This is a genomic window from Mangrovicoccus ximenensis (assembly GCF_003056725.1).
GTDB classification, from domain to species: domain Bacteria; phylum Pseudomonadota; class Alphaproteobacteria; order Rhodobacterales; family Rhodobacteraceae; genus Mangrovicoccus; species Mangrovicoccus ximenensis.
In genome coordinates, this window is record NZ_QBKZ01000016.1 from 272629 (window position 1) to 298720 (window position 26092).

At 68.8% G+C, this 26092-nt stretch carries 24 protein-coding genes and 2 pseudogenes; 20 read left to right on the plus strand and 6 right to left on the minus strand.

Going from position 1 to position 26092, the window contains the following annotated elements:
• Positions 1–20: 20 nt before the first annotated feature.
• The 5 genes from C7T91_RS21590 to C7T91_RS21610 all read left to right on the plus strand — a co-directional run bounded on the left by C7T91_RS21590 (position 21) and on the right by C7T91_RS21610 (position 5049).
• Positions 21–1058: an ABC transporter substrate-binding protein gene (locus C7T91_RS21590; protein WP_108261077.1), complete on the plus strand. Its 1038-nt coding sequence runs from the start codon at positions 21–23 to the stop codon at positions 1056–1058.
• A gap of 89 nt (positions 1059–1147) precedes the next feature.
• Complete coding sequence (locus C7T91_RS21595; RefSeq protein WP_108261079.1) at positions 1148–1987, plus strand: ABC transporter permease; 840 nt, start codon at positions 1148–1150, stop codon at positions 1985–1987.
• A 1-nt stretch (position 1988) separates the two neighbouring features.
• Positions 1989–2780, plus strand: coding sequence for an ABC transporter permease (locus tag C7T91_RS21600; RefSeq protein WP_108261081.1), 792 nt, complete (start codon positions 1989–1991; stop codon positions 2778–2780).
• A 17-nt stretch (positions 2781–2797) separates the two neighbouring features.
• Positions 2798–4078 carry an aminotransferase class V-fold PLP-dependent enzyme gene (locus tag C7T91_RS21605; RefSeq protein ID WP_108261083.1) on the plus strand — a complete coding sequence of 427 codons (1281 nt, stop codon included), beginning with the start codon at positions 2798–2800 and terminating at the stop codon, positions 4076–4078.
• Positions 4075–5049 carry a tripartite tricarboxylate transporter substrate binding protein gene (locus tag C7T91_RS21610; RefSeq protein ID WP_108261085.1) on the plus strand — a complete coding sequence of 325 codons (975 nt, stop codon included), beginning with the start codon at positions 4075–4077 and terminating at the stop codon, positions 5047–5049. The genes C7T91_RS21605 and C7T91_RS21610 overlap by 4 nt, the downstream gene beginning before the upstream one ends.
• Here C7T91_RS21610 and C7T91_RS21615 read toward each other — a convergent pair.
• Complete coding sequence (locus C7T91_RS21615) at positions 5015–6073, minus strand: FAD-dependent oxidoreductase (RefSeq protein ID WP_108261087.1); 1059 nt, start codon at positions 6071–6073, stop codon at positions 5015–5017. The two genes, C7T91_RS21610 and C7T91_RS21615, sit on opposite strands and share 35 nt — an antisense overlap.
• A gap of 4 nt (positions 6074–6077) precedes the next feature.
• On the opposite strand from C7T91_RS21615, the gene C7T91_RS21620 reads away from it, so the two are divergent.
• The 12 genes and pseudogenes from C7T91_RS21620 (at position 6078) to C7T91_RS21675 (ending at position 15749) form a co-directional block, all read left to right on the plus strand.
• Positions 6078–7253: an ABC transporter permease gene (locus tag C7T91_RS21620; protein WP_108261089.1), complete on the plus strand. Its 1176-nt coding sequence runs from the start codon at positions 6078–6080 to the stop codon at positions 7251–7253.
• Positions 7217–7663, plus strand: a complete 447-nt coding sequence (locus C7T91_RS21625) for a globin (RefSeq protein WP_161556043.1) — start codon at positions 7217–7219, stop codon at positions 7661–7663. The genes C7T91_RS21620 and C7T91_RS21625 overlap by 37 nt, the downstream gene beginning before the upstream one ends.
• A gap of 54 nt (positions 7664–7717) precedes the next feature.
• A complete protein-coding gene (locus C7T91_RS21630; protein ID WP_201742188.1) occupies positions 7718–8146 on the plus strand; it encodes a globin domain-containing protein in 429 nt (142 codons plus the stop codon).
• A gap of 37 nt (positions 8147–8183) precedes the next feature.
• On the plus strand, positions 8184–10622 hold the full coding sequence (nirB, locus tag C7T91_RS21635) for a nitrite reductase large subunit NirB (protein WP_108261095.1): 2439 nt from the start codon (positions 8184–8186) through the stop codon (positions 10620–10622).
• Entirely contained in the window at positions 10619–10954 is a 336-nt protein-coding gene (gene nirD, locus C7T91_RS21640; protein WP_108261097.1) for a nitrite reductase small subunit NirD, read from the plus strand. Before nirB ends, nirD begins: the two co-directional genes overlap by 4 nt.
• Positions 10954–11175 (plus strand): annotated as a pseudogene (locus C7T91_RS21645) (hypothetical protein); the annotation flags it as partial. The gene nirD and the pseudogene C7T91_RS21645, both read left to right, overlap by 1 nt.
• A 71-nt stretch (positions 11176–11246) precedes the next feature.
• Positions 11247–12260: an urea ABC transporter permease subunit UrtB gene (gene urtB, locus C7T91_RS21650; RefSeq protein ID WP_407943330.1), complete on the plus strand. Its 1014-nt coding sequence runs from the start codon at positions 11247–11249 to the stop codon at positions 12258–12260.
• Complete coding sequence (locus tag C7T91_RS21655) at positions 12157–12822, plus strand: FCD domain-containing protein (protein ID WP_108261099.1); 666 nt, start codon at positions 12157–12159, stop codon at positions 12820–12822. The genes urtB and C7T91_RS21655 overlap by 104 nt, the downstream gene beginning before the upstream one ends.
• A gap of 46 nt (positions 12823–12868) precedes the next feature.
• On the plus strand, positions 12869–13657 hold the full coding sequence (locus tag C7T91_RS21660; protein ID WP_108261684.1) for a transporter substrate-binding domain-containing protein: 789 nt from the start codon (positions 12869–12871) through the stop codon (positions 13655–13657).
• Between the two features lie 52 nt (positions 13658–13709).
• Positions 13710–14384 (plus strand): amino acid ABC transporter permease, encoded by a 675-nt coding sequence (locus tag C7T91_RS21665; RefSeq protein ID WP_108261101.1) that lies wholly within the window; start codon positions 13710–13712, stop codon positions 14382–14384.
• Entirely contained in the window at positions 14381–15037 is a 657-nt protein-coding gene (locus C7T91_RS21670; protein WP_108261103.1) for an amino acid ABC transporter permease, read from the plus strand. Before C7T91_RS21665 ends, C7T91_RS21670 begins: the two co-directional genes overlap by 4 nt.
• A complete protein-coding gene (locus C7T91_RS21675; RefSeq protein ID WP_108261105.1) occupies positions 15018–15749 on the plus strand; it encodes an amino acid ABC transporter ATP-binding protein in 732 nt (243 codons plus the stop codon). The genes C7T91_RS21670 and C7T91_RS21675 overlap by 20 nt, the downstream gene beginning before the upstream one ends.
• A gap of 315 nt (positions 15750–16064) precedes the next feature.
• Here C7T91_RS21675 and C7T91_RS21680 read toward each other — a convergent pair whose 3' ends face one another.
• The gene (locus C7T91_RS21680; RefSeq protein ID WP_201742189.1) at positions 16065–16892 is read right to left on the minus strand and encodes an aldo/keto reductase; all 828 of its coding nucleotides are present in this window, start codon (positions 16890–16892) and stop codon (positions 16065–16067) included.
• Entirely contained in the window at positions 16889–20110 is a 3222-nt protein-coding gene (locus tag C7T91_RS21685) for an FAD-dependent oxidoreductase (protein ID WP_201742190.1), read from the minus strand. The genes C7T91_RS21680 and C7T91_RS21685 overlap by 4 nt, the downstream gene beginning before the upstream one ends.
• 3 nt (positions 20111–20113) lie before the next feature.
• On the opposite strand from C7T91_RS21685, the gene C7T91_RS21690 reads away from it, so the two are divergent.
• Positions 20114–20488, plus strand: a complete 375-nt coding sequence (locus C7T91_RS21690; RefSeq protein ID WP_201742191.1) for an RraA family protein — start codon at positions 20114–20116, stop codon at positions 20486–20488.
• 55 nt (positions 20489–20543) lie between these two features.
• Positions 20544–21506 carry a tripartite tricarboxylate transporter substrate binding protein gene (locus C7T91_RS21695; RefSeq protein ID WP_108261111.1) on the plus strand — a complete coding sequence of 321 codons (963 nt, stop codon included), beginning with the start codon at positions 20544–20546 and terminating at the stop codon, positions 21504–21506.
• Positions 21507–21773: 267 nt separating this feature from the next.
• Here C7T91_RS21695 and C7T91_RS21700 read toward each other — a convergent pair.
• A pseudogene (locus C7T91_RS21700) lies at positions 21774–22334 on the minus strand (zinc-binding dehydrogenase); the annotation flags it as partial.
• Positions 22335–22707: 373 nt separating this feature from the next.
• On the opposite strand from C7T91_RS21700, the gene C7T91_RS21705 reads away from it, so the two are divergent.
• Positions 22708–23694: a methyl-accepting chemotaxis protein gene (locus tag C7T91_RS21705; protein WP_108261113.1), complete on the plus strand. Its 987-nt coding sequence runs from the start codon at positions 22708–22710 to the stop codon at positions 23692–23694.
• A gap of 44 nt (positions 23695–23738) precedes the next feature.
• Here the strand turns inward: C7T91_RS21705 and C7T91_RS21710 are convergent, their stop codons facing one another.
• A complete protein-coding gene (locus C7T91_RS21710; RefSeq protein WP_108261115.1) occupies positions 23739–24383 on the minus strand; it encodes a GAF domain-containing protein in 645 nt (214 codons plus the stop codon).
• Positions 24383–26092 (minus strand): ABC transporter ATP-binding protein, encoded by a 1710-nt coding sequence (locus C7T91_RS21715; protein WP_108261117.1) that lies wholly within the window; start codon positions 26090–26092, stop codon positions 24383–24385. Before C7T91_RS21715 ends, C7T91_RS21710 begins: the two co-directional genes overlap by 1 nt.

Below are 26092 nucleotides of genomic sequence, written 5' to 3' on the forward strand. Positions count from 1 at the left end.
CAATCCCGATGGAGAGACGCATGAAACTGAACAGACGACATTTCCTGGGAGCTTCCGCCGCCACCGGCCTGGCCGGGCTTTCCGGCCTGCCGCTCAGGGCACAGGCGAACACGCTGAACGTCACCGCCTATGGCGGAGTCTGGGAACAGGCGATCCGCGACTGCTTCGTCGCGCCCTTCGAAGCGAAGACCGGCGCCACCGCGACCGTGTCGCTGGGCGGCCCGGCGCAATGGCTGGCGCAGGTCGAGGCCAACCCGGAAAACCCGCCGCTCGACGTGCTGATCATGACGCCGGATCTCGCGGTGATCGCCGCCGAAGGCGACCTGATGGACGAGTTCACCGTCGAGAAGCTGCCGAACCTCGCCGACATCCCGCAGGAATTCACCGATGCCTGCCTCGGCAAGGGCACCTATTTCGACTACGGCGTCGGCGGCATCACCTACAACAAGCAGTATGTCTCCGAACCGCCGAAAGGCTTCGCCGAATTCGTCGAGCGCGTCTCGAACGGCGAGTTCATCGCCTCGGTGCCGTCGATCTCCTACGGGCCGACGCCGGTCTTCTTCCTCTGGGCGATGAACAATGCGCTCGGCGGCACGGTGGACAATGTCGACCCGTTCTTCGAGGCGATGGCGAAGATGAAGGACAACCTGGTCTTCTGGGCCGGTCCGAACGACTTCTTCAACCACCTGGCCTCGGGCGAGGCGGATCTGGGCATCTATTTCGACGGCCGCACCTGGAACCATGTCGACGAGGGCGTCAACTGGATCGACTTCATCAACCCCGAAGAGGGCGGCGCCATGACCACGGTCGCGGTGCAGAAGCCGAAGCACGCCTCGGACCTGGCCTGGGACTACATCAACGAGATGCTCGACCCGGCCAACCAGTCGAAATTCGCCGACATCCTGAATTACGGCGTCACCAACAAGAAGGTGCAGTACAGCGAGAAGCTCGCCGCCCGCGTTCCCGCGATGAGCGACGCGCTCCTGCCGCCCTACGCCGAGATCGCCCGCGTCCGCAACGGATGGGTCGATCGCTGGAACCGCGAGATCGGCATGTAAGCCGGTCGCGCGCCCTGCCCTCCCGGCGGTTGCCACCAGCCTCTCTCCCCTGCGCCTCCGGGAGGGCGCCCTGACCAGATGAGCCACCCATGAGCCTTCACGCCTTCGCCGCCCGCCACCGCCGGAGCCTGCTCCTGGCCCCCGCGCTGATCTTCCTTGCGGTGTTCTTCGTGATGCCGCTCTTCGACAACTCGCTGCGCTCCTTCACCGCCGAAGAGGGCGGCTTCACGCTTGCCCGCTACGCCGCCTTCCTGACCGACCGCTTCTATCTCGGCGTGATCGTCGAGACCGTGGTGCTCTCGGCCGCCGTCGCGGCGATCTCGGTCGTGATCGCCTATCCGGTCGCCTATGTGCTGGTGCGCAAATCCGGGCGCTTCTCGGGCGCCATCATCTTCATGCTGATCGCGCCCTTGCTGACCTCGATCATCATGCGGACCTTCGGCTGGCAGGTGCTCTTCGCGCGCCGCGGCCTCGTCAACCAGTGGCTGGTGCAGGATCTGGGCCTGCTCGACGCGCCGCTGCGCTGGCTGAACACGCCGGGCCTGGCCATCGCCGCGCTCGTGCATGTGCTGGTGCCCTTCGCGGTCCTCTCCATCGCCTCCGTCCTGCAGGGCGTCGACCGGCGGCTCGAAGAGGGCGCTCTGATGCTCGGCGCCTCGCGCTGGCGCGCCTTCCGCGAAGTGACGCTGCCCCTGACCATGGACGGCATCGGCACCGGCGCGATCCTCGTCTTCATGATCGCCAACGGCTCCTTCGTCACGCTGGTGCTGCTCGGCGGCGGCTTCCAGACCCTGCCGCTCCTGATCTACCAGCAATTCAACACGACCCGGGACTTCGCCCTCGCCTCCACCATGAGCACCATCCTCCTGGTGATCGCGGTCGGCTGCCTGTGGCTGCAACTGCGGCTCGTGCGCCGCCAGGGGGTGTGAGATGCGCCTGAGCGACCTGCTTCTGTGGCTCTTCACCGCCGCGTTCTTCGTCTTCATGCTGCTGCCGATCCTCGTCGTGGTGGTGATCTCCTTCACCTCCGCCGGATACGCCGCCTTCCCGATCCCGGGCTGGTCGCTGAAATGGTTCGCGCGGATCTTCGAATACCAGCCGTTCATCGACTCGCTCTGGGTCTCGCTGGAGCTGGCCGTCGTCTCGACCGTCGGCAGCTGCGTGCTGGGCATCCCGGCGGCGCTCTATCTGGCGCGGTCGCGTTCGGGCTGGGCGACGGCGGTCACGACGTTCCTCCTGTCGCCGCTGTCGATGCCGATGATCGTGATCGGCTTCGCCTCGCTCTTCTTCCTCTCGGCGCTCGGGCTAGGCGTGTCCTTCCTGGCGCTCGCCATCGTCCACACGGTGATCTGCCTGCCCTACGTGATCCGCACCGTAACGGCGGTCTATCGCGGCATCTCCCCGGCCTATGAGGAGGCCGCGATGATCCTCGGCGCCTCGCGCTTCACCACCTTCCGCGAGGTGACGCTGCCGCTGATCCGCCCCGGCATCGCTGCGGGCTGCCTGTTCTCCTTCCTGACCTCCTTCGACAACCTGCCGGTCAGCTACTTCTTCGGTTCGGCCCAGACCAACACCCTCCCGGTGGTGATGCTGGCCTATATGGAGCACCAGTTCGATCCCTCGATCGCCGCGCTCTCCACGCTCCAGCTCGCGCTGGCGGTGGTCGCGCTGGTCGTGGCGGACCGGCTCTACGGAATCGAAAAGATGACCGTCGCCACCTGAACCCCGGAGCCTCTCCAATGACTGCCCTGATGCGTTTCCGGTCCGCGCTGGACCGTTCCGATATCCTCGAGAGCCTGCGCGGCGGGCTGATCGGCCGCGACATGCCCTTCGCCTCGCCCTACGGGACGCAGCGGCTGCTCTATGCCGATTACGTGGCCTCCGGCCGGGCGCTGCGCCAAGTCGAGGAGTTCGTGGCGACCGAGGTCCTGCCCTGGTACGCCAACAGCCATACCGAGGCGAGCCTCTGCGGCGAAACCATCACGCGGATGCGCGAGGAGGCCCGCGCCACCATCGGCCGCCTGCTGGGCGCCGGGCCGGACTGCCACGTGATCTTCGCCGGATCGGGCGCCACCGCCGGGCTGAACCGGATCGCGCGGCTTCTGCAGATCGAGGAACGCGTCCGCGCGGGCGAGCGCGTCACCGTGCTGCACGGCCCCTACGAGCACCATTCCAACATCCTGCCCTGGCGCGAAAGCGGCGCAGCGATCCGCACCGTTCGCCCGGGCGCCGGGGGCGGCATCGACCTCGCCCATCTGGAGCAGCTCCTGCAGGAAGTCCCGAACGGGCTGGTGATCGGCAGCTTCTCGGCCGCCTCCAACGTCACCGGCGTGCTGACCGAACCCGACCCGGTGACACGCATCCTGAAGCGCCACGGGGCGCTGGCGATCTGGGACTATGCCGGCGGCGCGCCCTATCTTGCGATGGACATGGGACAGGGAGAGACCGCGAAGGACGCCATCGTCTTCTCGACCCACAAGTTCCCCGGCGGCCCCGGCGCCTCGGGCGTGGCGGTGATCCGAGACAGCCTCGCGGGCCGCGGCACCCCGACCGCGCCGGGCGGCGGCACGGTGACCTTCGTCTCGGCAACGGCCGCCATCCGGGCACAGCCGGTTCCTACGGCACGCAAGGCCGGCGGATCGGCACGGCGTCACGAAACCGCCAAGGGGACGGTCAGACCTGCAGCGGCGCATTCCGGGCGCGCGCGGCCGGGATCCTGCGGCCTCAGCCGGACAGGGACGGCGCTCCGGAAATGCCGCGCGGTCGCCGCTCCCTGCTTGTCCCTCCTCCCGGTCCTGCCCGGCGCCGGAGACAGGCACAGCCTGCGCCAGACCTCCCGCAGTGCCGCAGGGCAACACTTCCTGCAATCGCGAAATGGAATTGATGTGGCGAATATATTCATCGAAATGCGAACGGTTGCGCGAGACAGCCGCCGCCTGACGTGGTCTTCTCTGGCCATGCCGGGCGCGGCCGGAGAGGAGCTGCCGCGCGTGGTTCCAGAACCGGAGGACTATCAATGAACCGTCGCAACCTGATTGCCGCCGCCATGCTGGCGGCCCTGCCGCTGTCGGCCGCATCCGCCCAGGACTATCCCGAACGCCCGATCCAGATGATCGTCCCCTGGGGCGCCGGCGGCGGCACCGATGCCGTGGCCCGGATCATGGCCTCGGTCATGCAGGAAGACCTCGGCGTGCCGATCAATGTCGTGAACCGCACCGGCGGCTCGGGCGTCGTCGGCCATTCCGCGATCGCCACCGCCGCGCCGGACGGCTACACGCTGGGCCTCGCCACGGTGGAGATCGCGATGCTCCACTGGCAGGGGCTGACCGAACTGACCTACGAGGATTACGACGTGCTCGCGCTCGTCAACGAGGACCCGGCCGGGCTGATGGTCTCGTCGGACTCGCCCTTCGAGAGCGTCGACGCGCTGCTCGAGGCGGTGCGCAGCGAGCCCGCGGGCACCTACAAGGCCTCGGGCACCGCGCAGGGCGGCATCTGGCACATCGCGCTGGCGGGCTGGCTGCTCGACGAGGGCATCGATCCCGGCCAGATCACCTGGGTGCCGAGCCAGGGCTCGGCCGCCGCGATCACCGACATGGTCGCGGGCGGGGTGGACCTGGTGTCGTCTTCGCTGGCCGAGGGCACCGCGATGATCGATGCCGGGCGGCTGCGGGCGCTGGCCACCATGTCGCCGGAGCGCCAGGACGCCATGCCCGACGTGCCGACCCTGGCCGAGACCGTCGAAAGCAGCTGGACCGCCTCCGCCTGGCGCGGGATCTTCGCCCCGAAGGGCCTGCCCGAAGACGTCAAGGCCCGGCTGACCGAAGCGGTGAAGGCCGCCTATGACAGCAGCGAGTACCAGGATTTCATGGCCGGGCGCGGCCTCGGCACGATCTGGGTACCGGGCGACGAGGCCGATGCCTTCATCGGCGCCTCGGATGCCGGTTTCGGCAAGGTCATGACCGCCGCAGGCCTGGCCGGCAACGGCTGAGCACCGGCGCGGCGGCCGCGCTCCGGCCCTGCCGCCGCGCCTCCCTGCAGGAGGATACCCCATGAAAGCCAATTCCATGCTGCTGGGACTGGCGATGCTCGCCGCGGGAGGGGCGGTGTTCCTCGCCTCCTTCGGCTTCTCGTCCCTGCCCGGCCAGAGCTACGGCTCCGACACCATGCCGCGCGCGGTCGGCGCCTTCGGCATCTGCGTCGCGGTGGCGCTGCTGATCCAGGCCTTTGCCGCGGGCGAACGGCTGCCGCAGCTGCGCCTTGCCGACTGGACCCGCGACCGCCACCTCGGCAGCAAGGGCGGCCTGGCCCGCGGCACCGGCGGGAAAGTCCGCGCCGCCGCCGACCTTCAGGCGCAGCGTCGATTTGCGCCGCGGCTCGCCCAGCAGGCCGAGGATGCGGTCGGCGAGCTGTTCGGCGCAGGCGCGGTAGGTCGTCCACTTGCCGCCGACCAGCACGATCATCGGAAAGGGACGTGCCTCCGTGGCGGGAATGTCGCGGAAGCTGTGGTCGCGGCTGATAGCGCCGGTGACCCCGGCATCGCTGCGCGGCAGCGGGCGCACTCCGGCATAGGCGAAGCGGATCTGGCTGCGCTCGGGGGCGGCGCCCGGCAGCACGTCCTCCAGCACGCCGAAGAGATAGTCGATCTCCTCCTCGCTGCACTGCGCGCCGTCGATCTCCGTGCAGCGCAGGTCGGTGGTGCCGAGCAGAACCATGCGCCCGTCGAGCGCATAGATCAGGCAGGCCCGGTGGTCATGGGTCTCGAAATAGAGCATCGCGCCGCCGAGCTGCGCCGCGAGGTCGGGGCGCTCCATCACCAGATGCGACCCCTTGGTGCCCTCGCTCAGCGGCTCCGGCACGCCGAGCTCCGCATCCAGCCGGTCGATCCACGGGCCCGCGCAGTTGGCGAGAAGCCGCGGCGCCACGCTGAACCGCTCGCCGGTGATCCGGTCGGACAGCACGACCCGGCCGCCCGACAGCCCGGTGACGGCCAGATAGGGGGGCCCGCCCGCCACGCTGATGATGGTCTCCCTGCCAGGGCAGGACGGCCTGAACCGGCTGCATCTGCGGCAGGGCCGGCTGCCCGATCCGCAGGCCGAGCGCGAACTGGCGGTCTCCGAGAGCTTCGCCGCCGCCCACGGGCTCGCCCCCGGCGCGGAACTGGCGCTGGTGATGAACGGGCGGCGGATGGCCTTCACCGTGACCGGCACGGCGATCTCGCCCGAATTCATCTATGCGCTCGGCCCCGGCGAGATGATGCCCGACCCGGCGCGCTTCGGCATCGGCTGGATACCGCGCGCCGCGCTCGCCGCCGCCTGGGATCTCGACGGCGCGTTTTCCAGCCTGGTGCTCGACCTCGCCCCCGGCGCCTCGGAGGTGCGGGTGATCGAGCGGCTCGACGCGCTGCTGGCGCGCTATGGCGGCACCGGCGCGGTCGGGCGCAAGGACCAGATGTCCCATGCCTTCCTCGACGCGGAGCTGCGCCAGCTCGGCGCCATGGCGAAGGTGCTGCCGCCGATCTTCCTCGCGGTGGCGGCGATGCTGGTCCATGTCACCCTGTCGCGGCTGGTGACGCTCGAACGCGAGCAGATAGGACTCTTGAAGGCGATCGGCTACGGCCGCCGCGCCATCGCCTGGCACTATGTCGAATTCGTGCTGCTGATCGCGCTCGGCGGCATCGCGCTCGGCTTCGCCGCCGGGGCCTGGCTGGGCGCCGGCATGGCCCGGCTCTATGCGGAATTCTTCTCCTTCCCCTATCTGGTGTTCTCGCGCAATCCGGCGGTTTACGGGCTTGCCGCGCTGGTGGCGCTGGCCGCGGCGGCGGGCGGGGCGGTGCTGGCGGCGCGGCCCGAAGGAGAACCCGCCGGTCGACGCCGCGAAGGCCGCTGCCTGGCGCGGTCCCATCGGCCAGGTGCTGGGCTCGGGCATGCCGCATGTCCAGGCCGGTCCCGCCGGGCTGCCTGCAGGCTATCGCTCGATGGTCGCGCTGCCGGTCCATCGCGGCGCCGAGCTGGCCTTCGTCGTCGCCTGGTATCTCTGAGGAGGCGCCGCGATGATCCGCCTCCCCCTCCGCCCTGCCTCCGGGCCGCCCGGTCCTCAGGAAATCTTAAGTCCGAGCCGCGAGGATGGCCGCACCCAGCCATTCCCGGAACCGGCCCATGCCCTGCCCCTGCCCCGACCGAACCGCGCTGCTGAAGGACAGCTTTCCCGCCGTGTTCCGCGCCAAGGCGCGGGTCGGCACGCTGGCCTACCGGCATCTCTTCGAGCAGGCGCCGGAAACGGAGGCGCTGTTCTCCGGGACCTTCAGCGCCCAGCACGAGATGCTGGTCGAGGAGCTTGCGCTGATCCTGCGCGTCGCGGAAACCGACGAGCCCCTGCCGAAGGCGGCGCGGCTCGGGCGCTACCATGCTTCGCTGGGCGTCGAGAAAGCCCATTTCGCGGCGATGCGCAGCGCGCTTCTGGCGGCGATCACCGAGGTTCTGGGACCGGAATTCGACGCCGCGACGGAGGCTGCCTGGACGGAGGCCTTCGACCGGCTCGCCGCGCAGATGCAGGCACAGATGGCCGCGACCGCGCGCTCGATGCCCGCGCCGCACCGGCCCTAACCCTTCCGCAACCGCTTTGCTCCTATGGCTGGTCCAGCCATCAGGAGAGTGCCGTTGACCCCCGAGCAGATCAGCACCGTCAAGCAGAGCTTCGCCCGGATCTTCCCGATCAAGGCCAAGCTGGCCTACGACTTCTACGAGCGGCTCTTCGAGATCGCGCCGGATCTGCGGCCGCTCTTCTCGGAGGACATCTCGATCCAGCGCGAGAAGCTCGCCGATACGCTGGCCTGGGCGGTGCGCAATCTCGACAGCCCGGCAGTGCTGGCCGAGGTGGTGCAGGGGCTGGCGCGGCGGCACGTCACCTATGGCGCGCTGCCGGAACATTACCCGGTGGTGGGCGCGGCGCTGATCCATGCGCTGCAGCTCAATGCGCCGGGCGGCCTCTCGGAGGCCGAAACCGGCGCCTGGACCGCCGCATTCGAAACCTTGTCGGACATCATGATCGACGCCGCCCGGCCGGACAATCCGCCCGGCGCCGGCTGAACCCGGCGGCCTGCTGTGCCGCCCAAGGAGGTGCAGCATGACGCAGAATCTTGTCGTGATCGGGGCCGGGATGGCCTCCGGGCGGGCGCTCGAAGAGCTGTTCAAGGCCGCGCCCGGGGCCTTCCGGGTCACGCTGTTCAACTCCGAGCCGCGCGGGAACTACAACCGCATCATGCTCTCGCCGGTGCTGTCCGGCGAGAAGTCCTACGAGGAAATCGTCACCCATGACGATGCCTGGTACGCGGAACACGGCGTCGAGACCCGCTTCGGCGAGCCGGTCGAGCGGATCGACCGCGCGCGCAAGGTGGTGGTCACCGCCAAGGGCGAGACGCCCTATGACAAGCTGGTCATCGCCACCGGCTCGAGCCCGTTCATCATCCCGATGCCGGGCCATGACCTGCCGGGCGTGATCGCCTATCGCGACCTCGACGACACCAACAAGATGATCGAAGCCGCCGCCTCCCCCGGCGCCAAGGCGGTGGTGATCGGCGGCGGGCTTCTGGGCCTCGAGGCGGCGGCGGGGCTCCGGCTGCGCGGCATGGATGTCTCGGTCGTGCATCTGGCAGGCCATCTGATGGAGCGCCAGCTCGACGAGGCGGCGGGCTATCTCCTGCGCAAGGCGCTGACCGAGCGCGGCATCAAGATCCACTGCGCGGCCAGCTCGAAGGAAATCTACGGGCAAGGCAAGGTCGAGGGGCTCAGGCTCGAGGACGGCACCGAGATCCCGGCCGACCTGATCGTCATGGCCGTCGGCATCCGTCCGAACACCGCGGTCGGCAAGGCGGCCGGACTGGCGGTCGGCCGCGGCATCCAGATCGACGACCAATGCGTGACCTCCGACCCGGACATCCTGTCGGTCGGCGAATGCGTCGAGCACAATGGCGCAGTCTTCGGCCTCGTTGCGCCGATCTTCGACATGGCGAAGGTGCTGGCGAAGACGCTGCTCGGCGAGATGGACGCCTATGCGCCGGTCGAGGTGGCGACCAAGCTGAAGGTGACGGGCTGCGACCTGTTCTCGGCGGGCGATTTTGCCGAAGGCGAAGGCCGCGAGGACATCGTGTTCCGCGACCCGGGCCGCGGCGTCTACAAGCGGCTCGTCCTCAAGGACGACCGGCTGCTCGGCGCGGTGATGTATGGCGACACCGCCGATGGCAGCTGGTTCTTCGGGCTGATCAAGGACGGCACCGACATCTCGGAGATGCGCGAAACCCTGATCTTCGGACCGGCCTTCCAGGGGGGACAGCCGCTGGACCCTATGGCGGCCGTTGCAGCGCTGCCGGATGAGGCGGAAATCTGCGGCTGCAACGGCGTTTCCAAGGGCGGCATCATCACGGCGATCAATGCGGGCGCCCATGACATCGGCGCCATCCGCGGGACCTGCAAGGCCTCGGCCTCCTGCGGGACCTGCACGGGACTGGTCGAACAGGTGCTCGGCCTGACGCTGGGCGACGATTTCGTGGTCCCGCAGGCCCAGCCGGTCTGCGGCTGCACCGATCTCTCCCACGAAGAGGTCCGGCGGCTCATAAAGGCCCGCGAGCTGAAATCCCAGCCTGCGGTCTGGCAGGAGCTGGGATGGAAATCGAAGGACGGCTGCCATGTCTGCCGCCCCGCGATCAACTACTACCTGCTCGCCGACTGGCCGCTGGAGTACCAGGACGACCCGCAGAGCCGCTTCGTCAACGAGCGCAACCACGCCAACATCCAGAAGGACGGCACCTATTCCGTCATGCCGCGGATGTGGGGCGGCATGACCACGCCCGAGGAACTGATCGCCATCGCCGAGGCCGCCAAGCGCTTCAACGCCGTCGTGAAGGTGACCGGCGGCCAGCGCATCGACCTCCTCGGCATCCGGAAAGAAGACCTGCCGCTGATCTGGAAGGACCTGAACGATGCCGGCATGGTCTCGGGGCATGCCTATACCAAGGGGCTCAGGACGGTGAAGACCTGCGTCGGCTCGGACTGGTGCCGCTTCGGCACGCAGGACTCCACGGGGCTCGGCATCAAGCTGGAGAAGCGGCTCTGGGGCTCCTGGACGCCGCACAAGGTCAAGCTCGCCGTCTCGGGCTGCCCGCGCAACTGCGCCGAGGCGACCTGCAAGGACGTCGGCGTGATCTGCGTCGACTCGGGCTACCAGATCGGCGTCGCGGGCGCGGCCGGGATGGACGTGAAGGAGACCGAGCGGCTGGTGGACGTCGCCACCGAGGAGGAGGCGATCGAATGGTCGACGGCCTTCATCCAGCTCTACCGCGAGAACGCCAAGTACCTGGACCGGCCGTATAAATGGGTGGCGAAGGTGGGTCTTGACTGGGTCAAGGAGGTGCTGTCGGACGAAGCCGAGCGCAAGGCGCTGAACGACCGCTTCGACATCAGCCAGAGCGTCTACCAGACCGACCCCTGGGCGGCGCTGGTCACCGAGGAGGAGCGGAAATCCTGGTCCGCCCCGCTCGCAACGGTCAATCTGGAGGCAGCAGAATGAAGACCTGGATCGAAATCGGATCGCTCGACGACATCCCGGTGCGCGGCGCGCGGGTGGTGAAGACCTCCCGCGGCTGCATCGCGGTGTTCCGCACCGCCGAGGACGAGGTCCATGCGCTCGACGACGCCTGCCCGCACAAGGGCGGGCCCCTGTCCGAAGGGATCGTCCATGGCGGTGCGGTGACCTGCCCGCTGCACAACCGCGTCTTCGACTTCGCCACCGGCGCCGCAAAGGGCGCAGACAGCGAGGTCGTCGCCACCCATTCCGTCAAGATCGTCGACGGGCGGCTGATGCTCGACATCACCGGCCTCGCCGCGAGGAACGTCGCATGATGGCGGACGCCCATGCCGCGGCCGCCCCGGCACCGGGCAGCTTCCGCACCACCTGCCCCTATTGCGGCACCGGCTGCGGCGTGCTGGTCACGCCCGACGGATCGGGCGGCATGGCCGTCAAGGGCGATCCCGACCACCCCGCCAACCGCGGGCGGCTCTGCTCCAAGGGATCGGCACTCGGCGAAACGCTGCGAAAGTGTCCGAAGCTCTGCGCGAGGCGCTGGCCGTCGTGACGCTGTCGGGAGATGCCGCTGCGGAGGAAAAGACCGCCGCAGTGGCCGTGCTGCGCGACATGGGCAATACCGAGGCGCGGACCGTGCTGTCGGGCGCGCTCGGGGACGCGGACCCGGCCGTGGCCGAAGCCGCCGCCGAGGCGGTGCGCCATATCGAGCAGGTCCAGAACCTCTGGGGGCTGGCACAGAATGTCTGGTTCGGCCTGTCGCTCGGCTCGGTGCTGCTCCTGGCGGCGATCGGCCTGGCCATCACCTTCGGGGTGATGGGCGTGATCAACATGGCCCATGGCGAGCTGGTGATGCTCGGCGCCTACACCACCTTCGCGGTGCAGGAGGTGATCCGCTCTTCCTTCCCGGCGCTCTTCGACTGGTCGCTGCTGATCGCGGCACCGCTCGCCTTCCTGGTCGCGGGCGGGGTCGGCGTCGCCATCGAGCGCGGCGTGGTGCGCTTCCTCTACGGCCGCCCGCTGGAGACGCTGCTGGCGACCTGGGGGATCTCGCTGATGCTGCAGCAGGCGGTGCGGACGATCTTCGGGCCGAACAACCGCGAGGTCGGCAATCCGGGCTTCATGTCGGGCGCCTTCGAGCTGGGGCAGATGACGGTGACCTGGAACCGGCTCTGGATCCTCGTCTTCGCGCTGGCGGTCTTCGCGGTGCTCTTGTTCGTGCTGAAGAAGACGCCGATCGGCCTGCAGATGCGCGCGGTGACGCAGAACCGGGCGATGGCAGCGAACATGGGCATCCGCACCGGCTGGGTCGACGCGATGACCTTCGGGCTGGGCGCGGGCATTGCCGGGCTGGCGGGCGTGGCGCTGAGCCAGATCGACAACGTCTCGCCGAACCTCGGCCAGAGCTACATCGTCGACAGCTTCATGGTGGTGGTCTTCGGCGGCGCCGGCAACATCTGGGGCACGCTGGCCGGAGCCTTCAGCCTCGGCATCGCCAACAAGTTCCTCGAGCCCTGGACCGGTGCCGTGCTCGCCAAGATCCTGGTGCTCGTCTTCATCATCCTCTTCATCCAGAAGCGGCCCCGCGGGCTCTTCGCGGTGCGCGGGCGGGCGGTGGACGCATGACCGGCAACCAGGCACTCCCGCCCGTCATCGACGCCCCGCTCCGCGGGCCATCCCTTCCCGTTGGGCCGGGCCGCCGCTGCGCGGCGGAAGGGCCGCCGTCTTCGCGGCGCGCCGCGCCGTCGAATACGGCTTCCTGCGCACCGCGGCGCCCTTCGGAGCGGCCGAGGCCCGGCAGCTCGAGGCGCATCTTGCCGAGGAACGCGCCGCGATCGGGGCCGGGGACAAGGCGCAGCTCACCTATCTGATGGGCGATTTCCACTGCCGCATCGTCGCGCTCGGCGGCAACGAGCCGCTGGCGGAAATCATGCGCAATCTCACGGCCCGCACCATCCTGATCTCGCTGCGCTACCAGACCGCTGAGGGCGCCCTGGCCTCGCACCGCGATCACTGCGCCATCGCAGAGGCGGTCATCGCCGGCGACATGGCGCGCGCCGCCGAGCTGTCGCTGGCGCATCTCGGCACGGTCGAGGCCGGGCTGCGCTTCCCCGATGCGCAGGATCCGCTTGCCGATCTCAGGGACACCCTCCGGCTCGATCCGGCGCCGCGGGGAGGGAAGCACTGACATGCCGGACCGCCTGAAACTCAATTATTACCGACAGGGACAACAGATGATCACGAAACGCAGTTTCCTCGCCGCCGTTCTGGCCGCCGCCACTGCCCTTTCCGCCGCGCCGATGGCGATGGCCGATGCGCTGGAGTCGATCAAGGAGGCCGGCATCCTCCGCGTGGCGGTGCCCCAGGATTTCCCGCCCTTCGGATCGGTCGGCACCGACATGAAGCCCCAGGGCTATGACATCGACATGGCCCGGCTGATCGCGACCAAGCTGAATGTCGACCTGGCGCTGGTGCCGGTCACTTCGGCCAACCGCATCCCGTTCCTGCAGACCGGCAAGGTCGACCTGGTGATCTCCTCGATGGGCAAGAATCCCGAGCGCGACGCCGTGATCGATTTCTCCGACGCCTATGCGCCCTTCTACAACGGCGTCTTCGGTCCCGAGGAGCTGGAGGTCGCCGATGCCTCGGACCTGTCCGGCAAGACCGTCGGGGTCACCCGCGGCTCGATCGAGGATCTGGAACTGACCAAGATCGCGCCGGACGACGCCACGCTGAAGCGCTACGAGGACAATAACGGCACGATCTCGGCCTTCCTCTCGGGCCAGGTCGATGCCATCGCCACCGGCAATGTCGTCGCCGCCGCGATCATCGCGCAGAACCCGCCGAAACTGCCGGCGATGAAGTTCCTGATCAAGAATTCGCCCTGCTACATCGGCTTCGCCGAGGGCGAGCCCGCGCTGGCCGAGGCCGTGAACAAGATCATCGCCGAGGCCAAGGAAGACGGCGCGCTCGACGAGATTTCGCAGCAATGGCTGGGCATGGCGCTGCCCGCGGGCCTCTGATCCCGGTGCCCGTCCCGCAGCGGGGCGGGCGCTTGCCGCGAAAGGGGGCAGCGTGACCTACCAGTTCGATTTTGCGTGGCTGGCGACCTACTGGCCGGTCTTTCTCGACGGGGTGCTGATGACGGTCCGGCTGATCGTGATCGGCGGCATCGCCGGCCTCCTGCTGGGCACCTTCTGCGCCTGGGCGCGGTCGCTCGGGCCGGTCTGGCTGAGGCCTCCGGTCATTGCCTATGTGGAGCTGATCCGCAACACGCCCTTCCTGATCCAGCTCTTCTTCATCTTCTTCGGCCTGCCCGCCGCCGGGTTCCGCCTGACCGAGGTCGAGGCCGCGACCCTGGCCATGGTGATCAATCTCGGGGCCTACAGCGCCGAGATCATCCGCGCGGGCATCGAGGCGACGCCGAAGGGCCAGTTCGAGGCCGGGGCCTCGCTCGCGCTCTCGCCGGTCCAGACCTTCCGCCATGTCGTTCTGGTCCCGGCGCTGCAGCGGATCTGGCCCGCGCTGGCGAGCCAGGTCGTCATCGTCATGCTGGGCTCGGCCGTGGTCAGCCAGATCGCGGTGGAGGACCTGACCTATGCGGCGAATTTCGCGCAATCCCGCACCTTCCGCGCCTTCGAGGCCTATTTCGTCTCGACTGCGATCTATCTGGCGCTCGCCATCCTGCTGCGCTTCGCGCTGCTGCAGGCGGGGCGGATGATCTTTCCGCATGCGGGGGCCGCAAGATGACCCAGTTCACCCTGATCGACATCCTGCGCAACCTGATCTTCGCCACGCAATGGACGGTGATCCTGTCGCTGGTGTCCTTCGCCGGCGGCGGGCTGCTGGGGCTCGTGCTCCTGTTCATGCGCATCGGCAAGGCGCGGCTGCTGCCGCCGGTGGTCAAGCTCTATGTCGAGATCTTCCAGGGCACGCCCCTCCTGATGCAGCTCTTCCTCGCCTTCTTCGGGCTCGGGCTCTTCGGCATCGACGTGCCGCCCTGGCTGGCGGCGGCGGTGGCGCTGATCCTTTGGACCGCCGCCTTCCTGGCCGAGATCTGGCGCGGCTGCGTCGAGGCGGTCGCCAAGGGGCAATGGGAGGCCTCCGCCTCGCTCGGCATGAGCTATCTCGAGCAGATGCGCCATGTCATCCTGCCCCAGGCGCTGAAGGTGGCGATCCCGCCGACGGTCGGCTTCTCGGTGCAGGTGGTCAAGGGAACGGCGCTGACTTCGATCATCGGCTTCACCGAGCTGTCGAAGGCCGGGACCGTGCTGACCAATGCGACCTTCCAGCCCTTCACGGTCTACGGTCTGGTCGCGCTCATCTATTTCGCGCTCTGCTTTCCGCTCTCGCAGGCAGCGCGCCATCTGGAAAGGAAAATGAATGCCGCTCATCGCCATTGACGGGCTGAGGAAAAGCTACGGCGAGCACGAGGTGCTCAAGGGCATCGATATCGGGGTGGAGAAGGGCGAGGTGATCGCCATCATCGGCAAGTCGGGCTCCGGCAAGTCGACGCTCCTGCGCTGCATCAACGGGCTGGAAACCATCAACGGCGGCTCGATCGCCGTCGACGGCGCCGAGCTGGCCGCGGACGAGGCGCATCTGCGCGCGCTGCGCCTGAAGGTCGGGATGATCTTCCAGCAGTTCAACCTGTTTCCGCACAAGACCGCCGGGCAGAACGTGATGCTCGCACAGCAGGTGGTCAATAAGACCGGCAAGGCCGAGGCCGAGGCGATGGCGCGCAAGATGCTCGACCGGGTGGGCCTCGGCGAGAAATTCGACAGCTACCCCGACCAGCTCTCCGGCGGCCAGCAGCAGCGCGTCGCCATCGCGCGGGCGCTGGCGATGGAGCCGATGGCGCTTCTCTGCGACGAGATCACCTCGGCGCTCGACCCGGAGCTCGTCGGCGAGGTGCTGCAGGTGGTCCGCGGGCTTGCCGCCGAGGGCATGACGCTGCTGATGGTGACGCATGAAATGGCCTTCGCCCGCGATGTCTGTTCGCGCGTGGTCTTCATGCATCAGGGCCGGGTCCATGAAACCGGCCGTCCCGAAGAGGTCTTTGCCAATCCGCAGACGCCGGAGCTGCAGAGCTTCCTCGGCCGGTCCGCCGCCTGACCGGGCGCGGCACTGCGGGCTGCGCTGCCTGTGGCAATGGGCCCGACCGGCTGCGTGCCGGCGGCGGATAGTCCCTTGCCCCGCTTCGGAACGCGGCAAGGGATGCAGGCGATGGGTCGAAGCCGGCGTCCTGCGGACGGGCTGCTTCCGGCAATGGCGCCGCGCCGGAAGCCGGATGGACTGCATTCATGCACCTGAACCCGCGGCGGAGGCCGCGGGTTCCAGCCGCTTGGTTGCGCAGGGCTGCGGCGGCTTCCTGCATGGCCTGCGGGTTCCGGCCGGGGCTACCGGCCCCGGTCCGGGGGAAGCCCGGCGTCAGTCCCAGTTTTCCACCCAGTCCGGGTTGAAATGGCGTCCCCCGGGCGTGGCCAGGGCATGGAGCGCGGCCATGTCCGCGCCGGACAGCTCGAAATCGGTGACGGCGAAGTTCTGCGCCACGCGGCCGGGATTGGACGAGCGCGGAATGGCGATCACCCCCTGCTGCAGATGCCAGCGCAGCAGGACCTGTGCCGGGCTGCGCTCGATGCGCGCGGCGATCTCCGCCAGCACCGGATCGGAGAGCAGCGCGCCGCTGCCCAGGGGTGCATAGGCCTCGAAGGCGATGCCCAGATCGCGGCAGGCGGCGATCAGCGGCGACTGGTCGAGCTGCGGGTGGTATTCGCACTGGTTCACCGCCAGCGGCGCGGGGCAGGCGGCGGCCGCCTTCTTCAGCCGTTCGGGGCCGAAATTCGACACGCCGACATGCGCGGCCAGACCCATCTCCTGCGCCTTGGCCAGCGCCTCCATCGTGCCTTCGAGCGGGATCGCCGGGTTCGGCCAGTGCACCAGCAGCAGGTCCACCGGCCCCATGCCCAGAGTCTCGACGCTGCGCTCGGCCGAGCGGATCAGGTCGCCGGGGGCGAGCTCGGTCCACCAGACCTTGGTCGTCAGGAAGATATCGTCCCGCGCCGCCCCGGCCTTGCGCAGCGCGCGGCCCAGATCGGCCTCGTTCTCGTAGCGCGGCGCGGTGTCGAAATGGCGGCAGCCCGCCTCGAGCGCGGCGGCCACCGCGCCCTCCATCACCTCGCCATGGAGCTGCCAGGTGCCCAGCCCGATCTGCGGAATTTCGGCGCCATTGGCGCGGATCTCGGGAATGCCGGTCATGTCCGTCCTTTCAGCAACTTGCGGTCCTGGGCCCTGTACCATGCGATGACGCCCGGCATGAACCAGGCTTTTCCGCCCAGGACCGGCACCAGCTTCGGCGGGCGGAAGCGGAACGGCGTTCCGCCTGCCGCATCGCCGAGCAGCGACAGTGCCGCCTTCTGCCCGGCCCACCGCGCCCAGACCACGCCCGAGCCGCAGAAGCCGGTGGCGTAGTGCCGTCCCTGATGGTCGAAGACCCGCGGCAGCATGTCCCGGTTCATCGCGACATGGCCCTGCCAGCTATGGGTCAGCCGCACGCCCTCGAGGTCTGGGAAGATCATCGCCATCTGCCGGGCGAGGTGGCGCGTCGGCCCGGCGGGTTCGCCCGCCAGCGTGGAGTCGCGCCCGCCGAAGAGCACGCGGGTGAAATCGGGCGAGGGCCGGTAGTAATAGCTGAGCTTGCGGCCGTCCGACATCATCATCCGGGTCGGGAAGAGCCGCTCCATCACCTCCGGCGCCAGCGGCTCGGTGGCGATCATGCGCGAACGGACCGCCACCAGCCGCTGGCGCAGCCAGGGATCGCCCTTGTCGGTATAGCCGTTGGTGCAGACGATCACCTCGCGGGCACGGACCGTGCCGCGCGTGGTTTCCACCAGATGCCCCCCCGCCTGCGGCGACATGCCGGTCACCGGCGTGCGGCCGTGGATCTGCGCCCCCGCGGCCAGAGCGACGCGCAGCATCCCCGCGGCGAGCTTTGCCGGATGCAGCCCGCCGATATCCATCCGGATCTCGCCGCCGCAATAGAAATCCGTTCCGATATGGCTGCGGACCTCGTCCTTCGGCACCGGGAAGCTCTCGATGCCGAGCCGCTTGGCCAGCGCCTCTGCCGCGCGCGCCTTGGTTTCGTAGCTCTCCGGGGTCAGCGCGCCGGAGAACCGCCCGGTGAGCGCGAAGTCGCAATCGATCTGCTCGTCTTCGATGAAGCGCCACAGATCCTCGCGCGCCGCCTTGCCCTCGGCCTCGAAGGCCATCGCGCCGCTTTCGCCGAAGCGCGCCGTCAGCTCGCCGAGCGAGGGCCGCAGGTTGCCGCTGGTGATGCCGCCGTTGCGTGAGGAGGCGCCGAAGCCGGGATCGCGCGCCTCGAGCACCACCACCGATCGGGCGCGGGCGGCTGCCCCCTCGCCTGCCTCGACCATGTCGCAGGCAATCCGCAGCGCGATGGTCGCAGCCTCCATCCGCCGGGCCATGGCGAGGGCCTCGGCCCGTTTCGCGGCGGCCGGTCCGCGGTGTCCCCGCGCTTCGTCCAGGGCAGCGCCGAGACGGGCGGTCTCGGCCGCGCACCAGATCTCGTTGGTGCGGCTTTCCTCCTGGCGCGCTTCCTCGATCAGCCGCGCCGCCTCGTCCAGTTCGCCCGCCCGCAGGCTGACCCAGGCCGCCAGCCCGGCCGAGAGCGATCCGTAATTCGACGGGTTGTAGACCCGGAAGGCGGCCAGCGCCTCGCGCAGCTGTTCCGCCTCTGCCGGAGACGGCGGCCGATCGCGGCCGATCAGCCGGGCGGAATTGCCGAAGAAAATTCCCGCACCGCGCGCCACCTTGATGTCGTAGCGCTCGGCTGCCTCCAGCGCGGCATCGGCTCCGGCCAGCAGCTCGCCGTCATCGACCGCCATCGCCGCCAGCATCGACTGGAAGGCGAGCGCCATGCCCAGCGAGTGGCCGTGATTGATCCGTTCGGCATGGCTGACGGCAAAGGTGCTGCTTTCGCGGCCGCGCAGGAGATCGCCGCGCAGCCAGCGGGTGAAGGACAGGAAGACGGCGCAGATCTCGGCATTGTCGTAGCCATGGGTGAAGGCGAAGTTCAGGTCCCTCTCCATGTCATAGGCCGCGAAGGCGGCCGAGAGCTCGCGCTCGGCATCGGCAAAGCGCCCGGTATGAAGGGCCGTGCTGCCGAGGCCGCGCCGTCCGATCATCGCATAGGTGCGGTTGCCGCGCGCCTCGGCGGTTTCGGCAAGGGTCTGTGCCCAGGTCCGGGCGCCGGCGTAATCCGCCGCGACCAGCGCGTTCGAATAGATTCCGTTCAGCGCCAGCAGCTCGGACTCGCCGTCGCCCAGATCGCGCGCCAGCGCCAGCATCTCGCGCGACAGCCGCCCGACTTCGGGATCGCCGATGCTGAAACGGCCGCGCTTGACCACCGCAAGGCCCGAGGCGGTGCGCAGCCGCAGGCGCTTGGCCGCCTCATCTTCGGGAAGGTCCTTCAGCGCCTCGCGGGCCTGCTCGAAATAATGGTTGGCCTCGACAAGGGCCGAACCCGACAGGAACTGCTCGGCCGCGGCCAGCGCGAGCGGCGCGGCTTCGGCCATCATGCCGGCCGCGAGCGCGTGGGTCGCCAGCATGTCGGGACGACGCTCGGCCATGTCCGCGGACAGCGCCCGCAGGATGTCGAGCGCCGCGCCGTGCAGCGCCCGCCGCTGGGCGCCGACGAGGCGTTCATAGACCACGTCGCGGTAGAGATGGTGATGGAAGCGGAAGCTGCCCCCTGCCCCCTCCTCGGCCACCAGCCCCGCCGAAAGCAGCTCGGCCAGCCCGTCTTCCAGCTCGGCGGCCGAGACTCCCGCCACGCCCGCCAGCATTTCGTGGTCGGCCGGCATGTCGTAGACCGCGAGCGCGGCCGCCACCGGGCGCCCTGCGGAAAGCTGGTCGAGCCGCTCGCCGACGCTTTCGTAGATGGTGCGCGGCACCGCCACGTCATGGACGATTGACCCCACCCGGTCGCCAGCCACCGAACGCGCCAGGCTTTCGAGCATCAGCGGATTGCCCTCGCCCAGCGTGAGCAGTCTATGCTGCACCGCAGCGGGAAGCTGGTTGTCCCCGAGGGCGCGCTCGAACAGCGCCTTGGCAGCCGCGGCACCGAGGCCGCCGAGCGCAAGGCGTTCCGCTTCTTCGCGGCCCTGCCAGAGCGGTTCGGCCCGGTTCCGCGAGGTTGCCAGCAGCATGACCGGACGGCCCGAGGCGCGCAGCGCCGCCTCCTCGAGGAGATCACGGGTGGTCGCGTCGCACCAATGCGCATCCTCGAGCACCAGCAGGACGGGCCGGCCGTCGCGGCTGGAAACCAGCCATTCGGCAAGCAACGAGATCAGCCCCGCGCGTTGCGCCCGCGTCTTCGGCCCCGGGCTGCGCGCCCGCGGGGCCAGGCCGATCAATTCCGCGACCAGCGCGACCTCTTCGGCGGTCCGACCCTGCATCGCATGGGCCAGTGCATCGCGCCCGCGGCCGGCGTGGTGATCTGGGGCGCGATCCGCGACGCGGCGGGCATCGCCGCGCAGCAGACCCCGGTCTTCGCCTCCGGCGTGTCGCATCGCGGCCCCTACAAGGACGGGCCCGGCGAGATCGGCTTTCCGGTTTCGCTCGGCAACATGATCGTGCATCCCGGCGACCTGGTCGTCGGCGACGAGGACGGGGTGATCGCCCTGCCCGCCGCCGGGGCCGCCGCGATCCTCGGGCGCGCGCAGAAGAAGCATGCCGCCGAAGAGCGCCAGCTCGAGACCACGCTGAAGGGCGCCTATGACGGCGCCTGGATCGACGACACCCTGGGAAAGCTCGGCTGCGAGTTCCTGGACTGACCAATCCGGCACCCGGACGGGTGCCGGCCCATCCATGCCGAACGGGAGGAGACCCATGACCCTTTTCGCAAACATCACCAAGGCCGCGCTGATGGCGTCGGCCGTGCTGGCAGGCGCCGCGGCGCAGGCCCAGGACTTCCCCAGCCGGGGCATCGAATTCGTCGCCGGCTACGGCCCGGGCGGTGGCCATGACACGATGCTGCGGATGATGGCGCGGATCATCCAGGACGAGAAGCTGGTCGATGCCGCGATCAACGTGGTGAACAAGCCCGGCGGCGCCGGCGCGACTTCGCTGGGCTACCTGAACTCGCATGCCGGGGACGGGCATTACCTGATGGCGGCGACCTCGTCCTTCATCACCACGCCGCTGGCGACCGATGTCGGGCTGAGCTACGAGGACTTCACCCCGATCGCGCGGCTCGGCATCGACCCGACGGTCCTGGTGGTCAATGCCCGCTCGCCGATCGAGAGCCTCGACGACATCATCGCCTCGGAGCGGGTGCTGAACGTCGCCGGCGGCGGCCGCGGCCAGATCGAGCACATCGCGACGCTGATGGTCGGCGACGCTCTCGGCAAGGAGCTGAACTTCATCCCCTTCCAGGGCGACGGCGAGGTCGCCACCGCGATCCTGTCGAACCAGGTCGATTTCGCGATGATCAATCCCGGCGCGGTGTCGGAATTCATCGAGAGCGGCCGGGTCCGGGCGATCGCCATCTCGACCGAGGAGCGCACCGAGTCCTTCCCCGACCTGCCGACCTTCCGCGAGCAGGGCCATGACGTGGTCGCGGCGGTGTTCCGCGGCGTGGTCGCGGCCAAGGACATCCCGGAGGACGCCAAGGCCTATCTGGAGGACATGGTGCAGAAGGTGCAGGCGACCGAGGCCTGGCAGACCACCTATCTGGAACCGAACGGCGTGATCCCGGGCTACCTCGATGCCGAGGCCTTCGGCGCCTATCTCGAGGAGACCAACGGGCTCTACACCCAGATGCTCGACCGTCTGGGCCTGCTCGGCGGGTGAGCGCGCCAGATGAAACGCGTTGACCTCGTCTTCCTCTTCCTGCTGGCGGCCTTTGCCGCCAGCCTTTCGATCGGCGCGGCGGGAATGAAGTATTCGGACCAGTACTCCTTTGGTCCGGGCTTCGTTCCGCTCAATGTCGGCCTGCTGCTGATCGCCTGCTGCGCCCTGCAGGCGCTGCGCGCGGCGAAGCGCAAGGCGCCCGAGGCCGGCCATGGCGAGGCGCCCGACCTGCGCGGCCTGTTCCTGCGGCCCCGGCCCCGGACGGGGTCAGCCCGCGACCTGCAGCACGATCTTGCCGATATGCGTGCTGCCCTCCATGCGGGCATGGGCTTGGGCAGCGGCCTCCAGCGGGAAATCGCTGTCCATCACCGGCGCGATCCGCCCGGCCGACAGCAGCGGCCAGACCTCGGCGCGCAGCGCTTCGGCGATCCGCGCCTTGGCCAGATCGGATTGCGGCCGCAGGGTCGAGCCGGTGACGGTCAGGCGCCGCGCCATGATCTGGGCGAAGTTCAGCTCGGCCTTGGGACCTTCGAGGAAGGCGATCATCACCAGGCGGCCGTCATCGGCCAGCGCGCGGATGTTGCGCGGAATGTAGCTGCCGCCGACCATGTCGAGGATCAGGTCGGCGCCGCCCTCGGCCTTCATCACCTCGACGAAATCCTCGTCGCGGTAGTTGATCGCGCGCTCGGCGCCGAGCTCCAGGCAGGCGGCGCATTTCGCCTCGGACCCGGCCGTCGCGAAGACCCGCGCGCCGCGGGCCGAGGCCAGCTGGATCGCCGTCGTGCCGATCCCGGAGCTGCCGCCATGGATCAGGTGCGCCATTCCCGCAAGAGATGGTTCATCGAATGCCTGTTCGCTGACAGCAGGACGAAGGGGCTGAATCTCGAGGACACGCGCCTGACGAACACGCGCAAGTTGAGCCTCCTGATTGCCATCACCGCGGTCGCCATCGCCTTGGCGTGCCGGGCCGCCATTGATCGCCTCGGCCACAAATACCCCGCGCGCAAGAAGCATGGCCATTTCGGGCGATCATGGTTCAGGACGGGATTTGACGGACTCCGTCACCGCTTGAGATCAGGTCTCGGCGACCCGATCGTGAGGCAGAAAATCGTCGTGCCGAGGCGTTTGAGACTGGGAGGAGGCGGCGGCCGAGGCGGCGCGGCGCGATGCGGAAGCCGCGGAACAGCGCAAGCGCGACGAGATGCGGGCAGAGGCCGAGGCGCTCCAGCGCCAGCAGCGCGAGGAACAGGACCAGGTCGTGCGCGCACTCGCCGACGGGCTCGAAAGCCTGGCCTCCGGCGATCTGCTGGCGCGGATCGACACCCGCTTCCCCGAGGCCTACGAAGAGCTGCGCGGCAATTTCAACACCACCCTGGTCAAGCTCGCGGAGCTGGTCGTCCAGATCTCCGGCCGGATCGACGAGATCAACGGAAACAGCACCGAGATTTCCTCCGCGGCCGACGACCTGTCGCGCCGCACCGAGCAATCCGCCGCGACGCTGCAGGAAACTTCTGCCGCGCTGAACCAGCTGACGGCAGCGGTCGAGACAGCCGCAGACCGGGCAAGCCGCGCAGACGGCCTGTCCCGCGCCGCCAATTCCAAGGCGGAAGAAAGCGGCGCGGTCGTGCAGCAAGCCGTCGCCGCGATGTCGGAAATCGACGAGTCCTCGCGCAAGATCTCCAAGATCATCGACGTGATCGACGACATCGCCTTCCAGACCAACCTGCTGGCGCTCAATGCCGGCGTGGAAGCCGCGCGGGCGGGCGAGGCGGGCCGCGGCTTCGCGGTCGTCGCCTCCGAAGTGCGCGGGCTGGCACAGCGCTCGTCCGAAGCCGCACGCGAGATCAACGACTTGATCTCCGGATCGACCGAGCAGATCCAGCGGGGCGTCAAGCTCGTCGACCACAGCGGCGTGGCGCTGCGCGAGATCATCGCTGCAGTCGCCGAGATCGCCAGCAATGTGGCCGAGATCTCCTCCTCTGCCCAGGAGCAGGCGCTCGGCATCAAGGAGATCAACGCGGCCACGGTCCAATTGGAAACCGGCATGCAGCAGAACGCCGCCATGACCGAGGAGACCACCGCAGCGAGCTTCGCCCTCAGCAAGGCTGCCGACGAGTTGAAGAAGGTTGCCGGACAGTTCCGCACCGACAGCCAGAACCAGCCCGGCCGCATCGGGCACGCCGCGTGACCGTGCGCGGCGGCACGGCCCGCCACCGGCAGCCCGGAGCGGCATCAGGCGATCGCCGAGAGCAGCGTCAGCACCCGGGTCACCCCGTCGGGCGCCGGCACCGGCAGGCCGAGCCCGGTGGTCAGCCCGGCGCGCCCGGCGCTTTCCGAGCGGATGAAGGCATAGCCCGCGCCGAGATCGCGCATCAGGATCGGCGTCTTCGCCGACCAGACACCGCCCGGCAGGCCCTGGCCCTTCGGGAAATGGGTGTGCTGCGACACCCATTCGAAATGCTTCGCCGCGCCGAAATAGCCGTCGTCGAGCATCAGCACGTCGTTCTGCTCGGTCCAGACCTCGATGGCGCCGGTGCGGCTCTCGTCATCGCCGCAGAGCACCACGAGAACCGCCTTCAGCAGGTCGTCCGCGAAGACCGGGATGGCGACCGCGGCGGTCAGCCCGGCCTCCTTCGCGGCCTCGGTGCGCTTGAAATAGGAGCCGTCGAATTCCTTCAGGACGACCGGCTTGCCTTCGGCCCAGGCCTTGCCCGGCAGGCCTTCGCCCTTGCCGAAGCGCTCGCGCCGCGAGGCGTCGCCGAAGGCCTCGAGCGCGCCGTAATGGCCGTCCTTGTGGACCAGCATGCCGCCTTCGGGCACCCAGATTTCGGTGACCTGGATGAAAGTTTCGGTGACCGGGGTCATGACGTCGGACATCAGGCTGCCTCGCTGGGTTTCGGCTGGACCGGGGCAGGGACCGCTTCCGCTTCGGGTTTCTTGCGCGGGTCCTTGCCGTGTTCGTATTCCTCGAGGAAGCTCAGCAGCTGCTCGCGGTAGAGGTAGTAGTCGGGATGCTCCAGGAGCGCCTTGCGGGTGCGCGGCCGGGGCAGGTCGACCTTCATGATCTTGCCGATCGTGGCCTGCGGGCCGTTGGTCATCATCACCACGCGGTCGGCCAGAAGGATCGCCTCGTCGACGTCATGGGTGACGCAGACCGCGGTGACCTTGGTGCGCGACCAGACTTCCATCAGCACCTCCTGCAGCTCCCAGCGGGTGAGGCTGTCGAGCATGCCGAAGGGCTCGTCGAGCAGCAGCAGCTTCGGGCTGAGCGCGAAGGCGCGTGCGATGCCGACACGCTGGCGCATGCCGTTCGACATGTCCGAGGCAGGCTTGTCCATCGAGTCGGCGAGACCGACGCGTTCGAGATAATAGTCGACGACATCCTGCTTCTCCTGCTGCGAGGCGCGCGGATAGACCTTGTCGACGCCGATGGCGCAGTTCTCGCGCGCGGTCAGCCAGGGGAAGAGCGACGGCGCCTGGAAGACCACGGCGCGTTCCGGATCGGCATCCATCACCGCCTTGCCGTCGAGCTTGATCACGCCCTTCGAGATCGAGTTCAGCCCGGCCGTCATGGTCAGCACGGTGGACTTGCCGCAGCCGGAATGGCCGATTAGCGAGATGAACTCGCCCTTGTCGAGATTGAGGTGGAAATCCTCGACCACGGTCAGCGGGCCCTTGGGTGTCGGGTAGATCTTGTGGAGCGCGGAATATTCCAGGTAGCGGTCCTCGCGCAGGCCCTGCTGGACGTCGGCCTGGGCCTTCGGCAGGAAATGGACCGGCGTGATGTCGGGCAGGATGGTCTTGCCCTCGGCCTTTGCCGCGATGCCGACATCCATCAGGTAGTTGGTGACATCCGCGCGCAGCCGCTTGAAGGTCTCGTCATGGTTCATGGCGGTGCGGTCGCGCGGACGCGGCAGCGACACCTTGAATTCCTGGCCGAGCGTGCCGTCGGGATTCAGTGCGATGATCCGGTCGGCGAGTATGATCGCCTCGTCCACGTCGTTGGTGATCAGCACGCAGGTCTTCTTGTCGGCCTGCCAGATCGCCTCGATCTCGTCGGCGAGGTTGGCGCGGGTCAGCGCGTCGAGCGCCGAGAGGGGCTCGTCGAGCAGCAGCACCTCGGGGTTCATGGCGAGTGCGCGGGCGACGTTCACCCGCTGGCGCATGCCGCCCGACAGCTCGGCCGGACGCCGGGCCGTGGCGTGGCTCAGCCCCACCATCTTGACGTATTTCGCGACCTTCTCGCGGCGTTCCGCCTTCGGCATCTTCGGGAAGACCGAGGTCAGCGCCAGCTCGACATTGTCGGCCACGGTCAGCCAGGGCATCAGCGAGTAGTTCTGGAAGATCACGCCGCGCTCGGGGCCCGGGCCCTCGATCGGCTTGCCCTTGAAGGTGACGCTGCCCTTCGTGGGCTGCTCGAGCCCGGCCATCAGGTTGATCAGCGTCGTCTTGCCGGTGCCGGAGAAGCCGAGGAGCACGAGGAACTCGCCCTCCGCGACTTGCAGGTCGATGTCCTTGAGCACGTCGGTGCGGTGGTCGCCTTCGCCGAAGCTCTTGGAGGCGTGCGAGAATTCGAGAATGGCCAT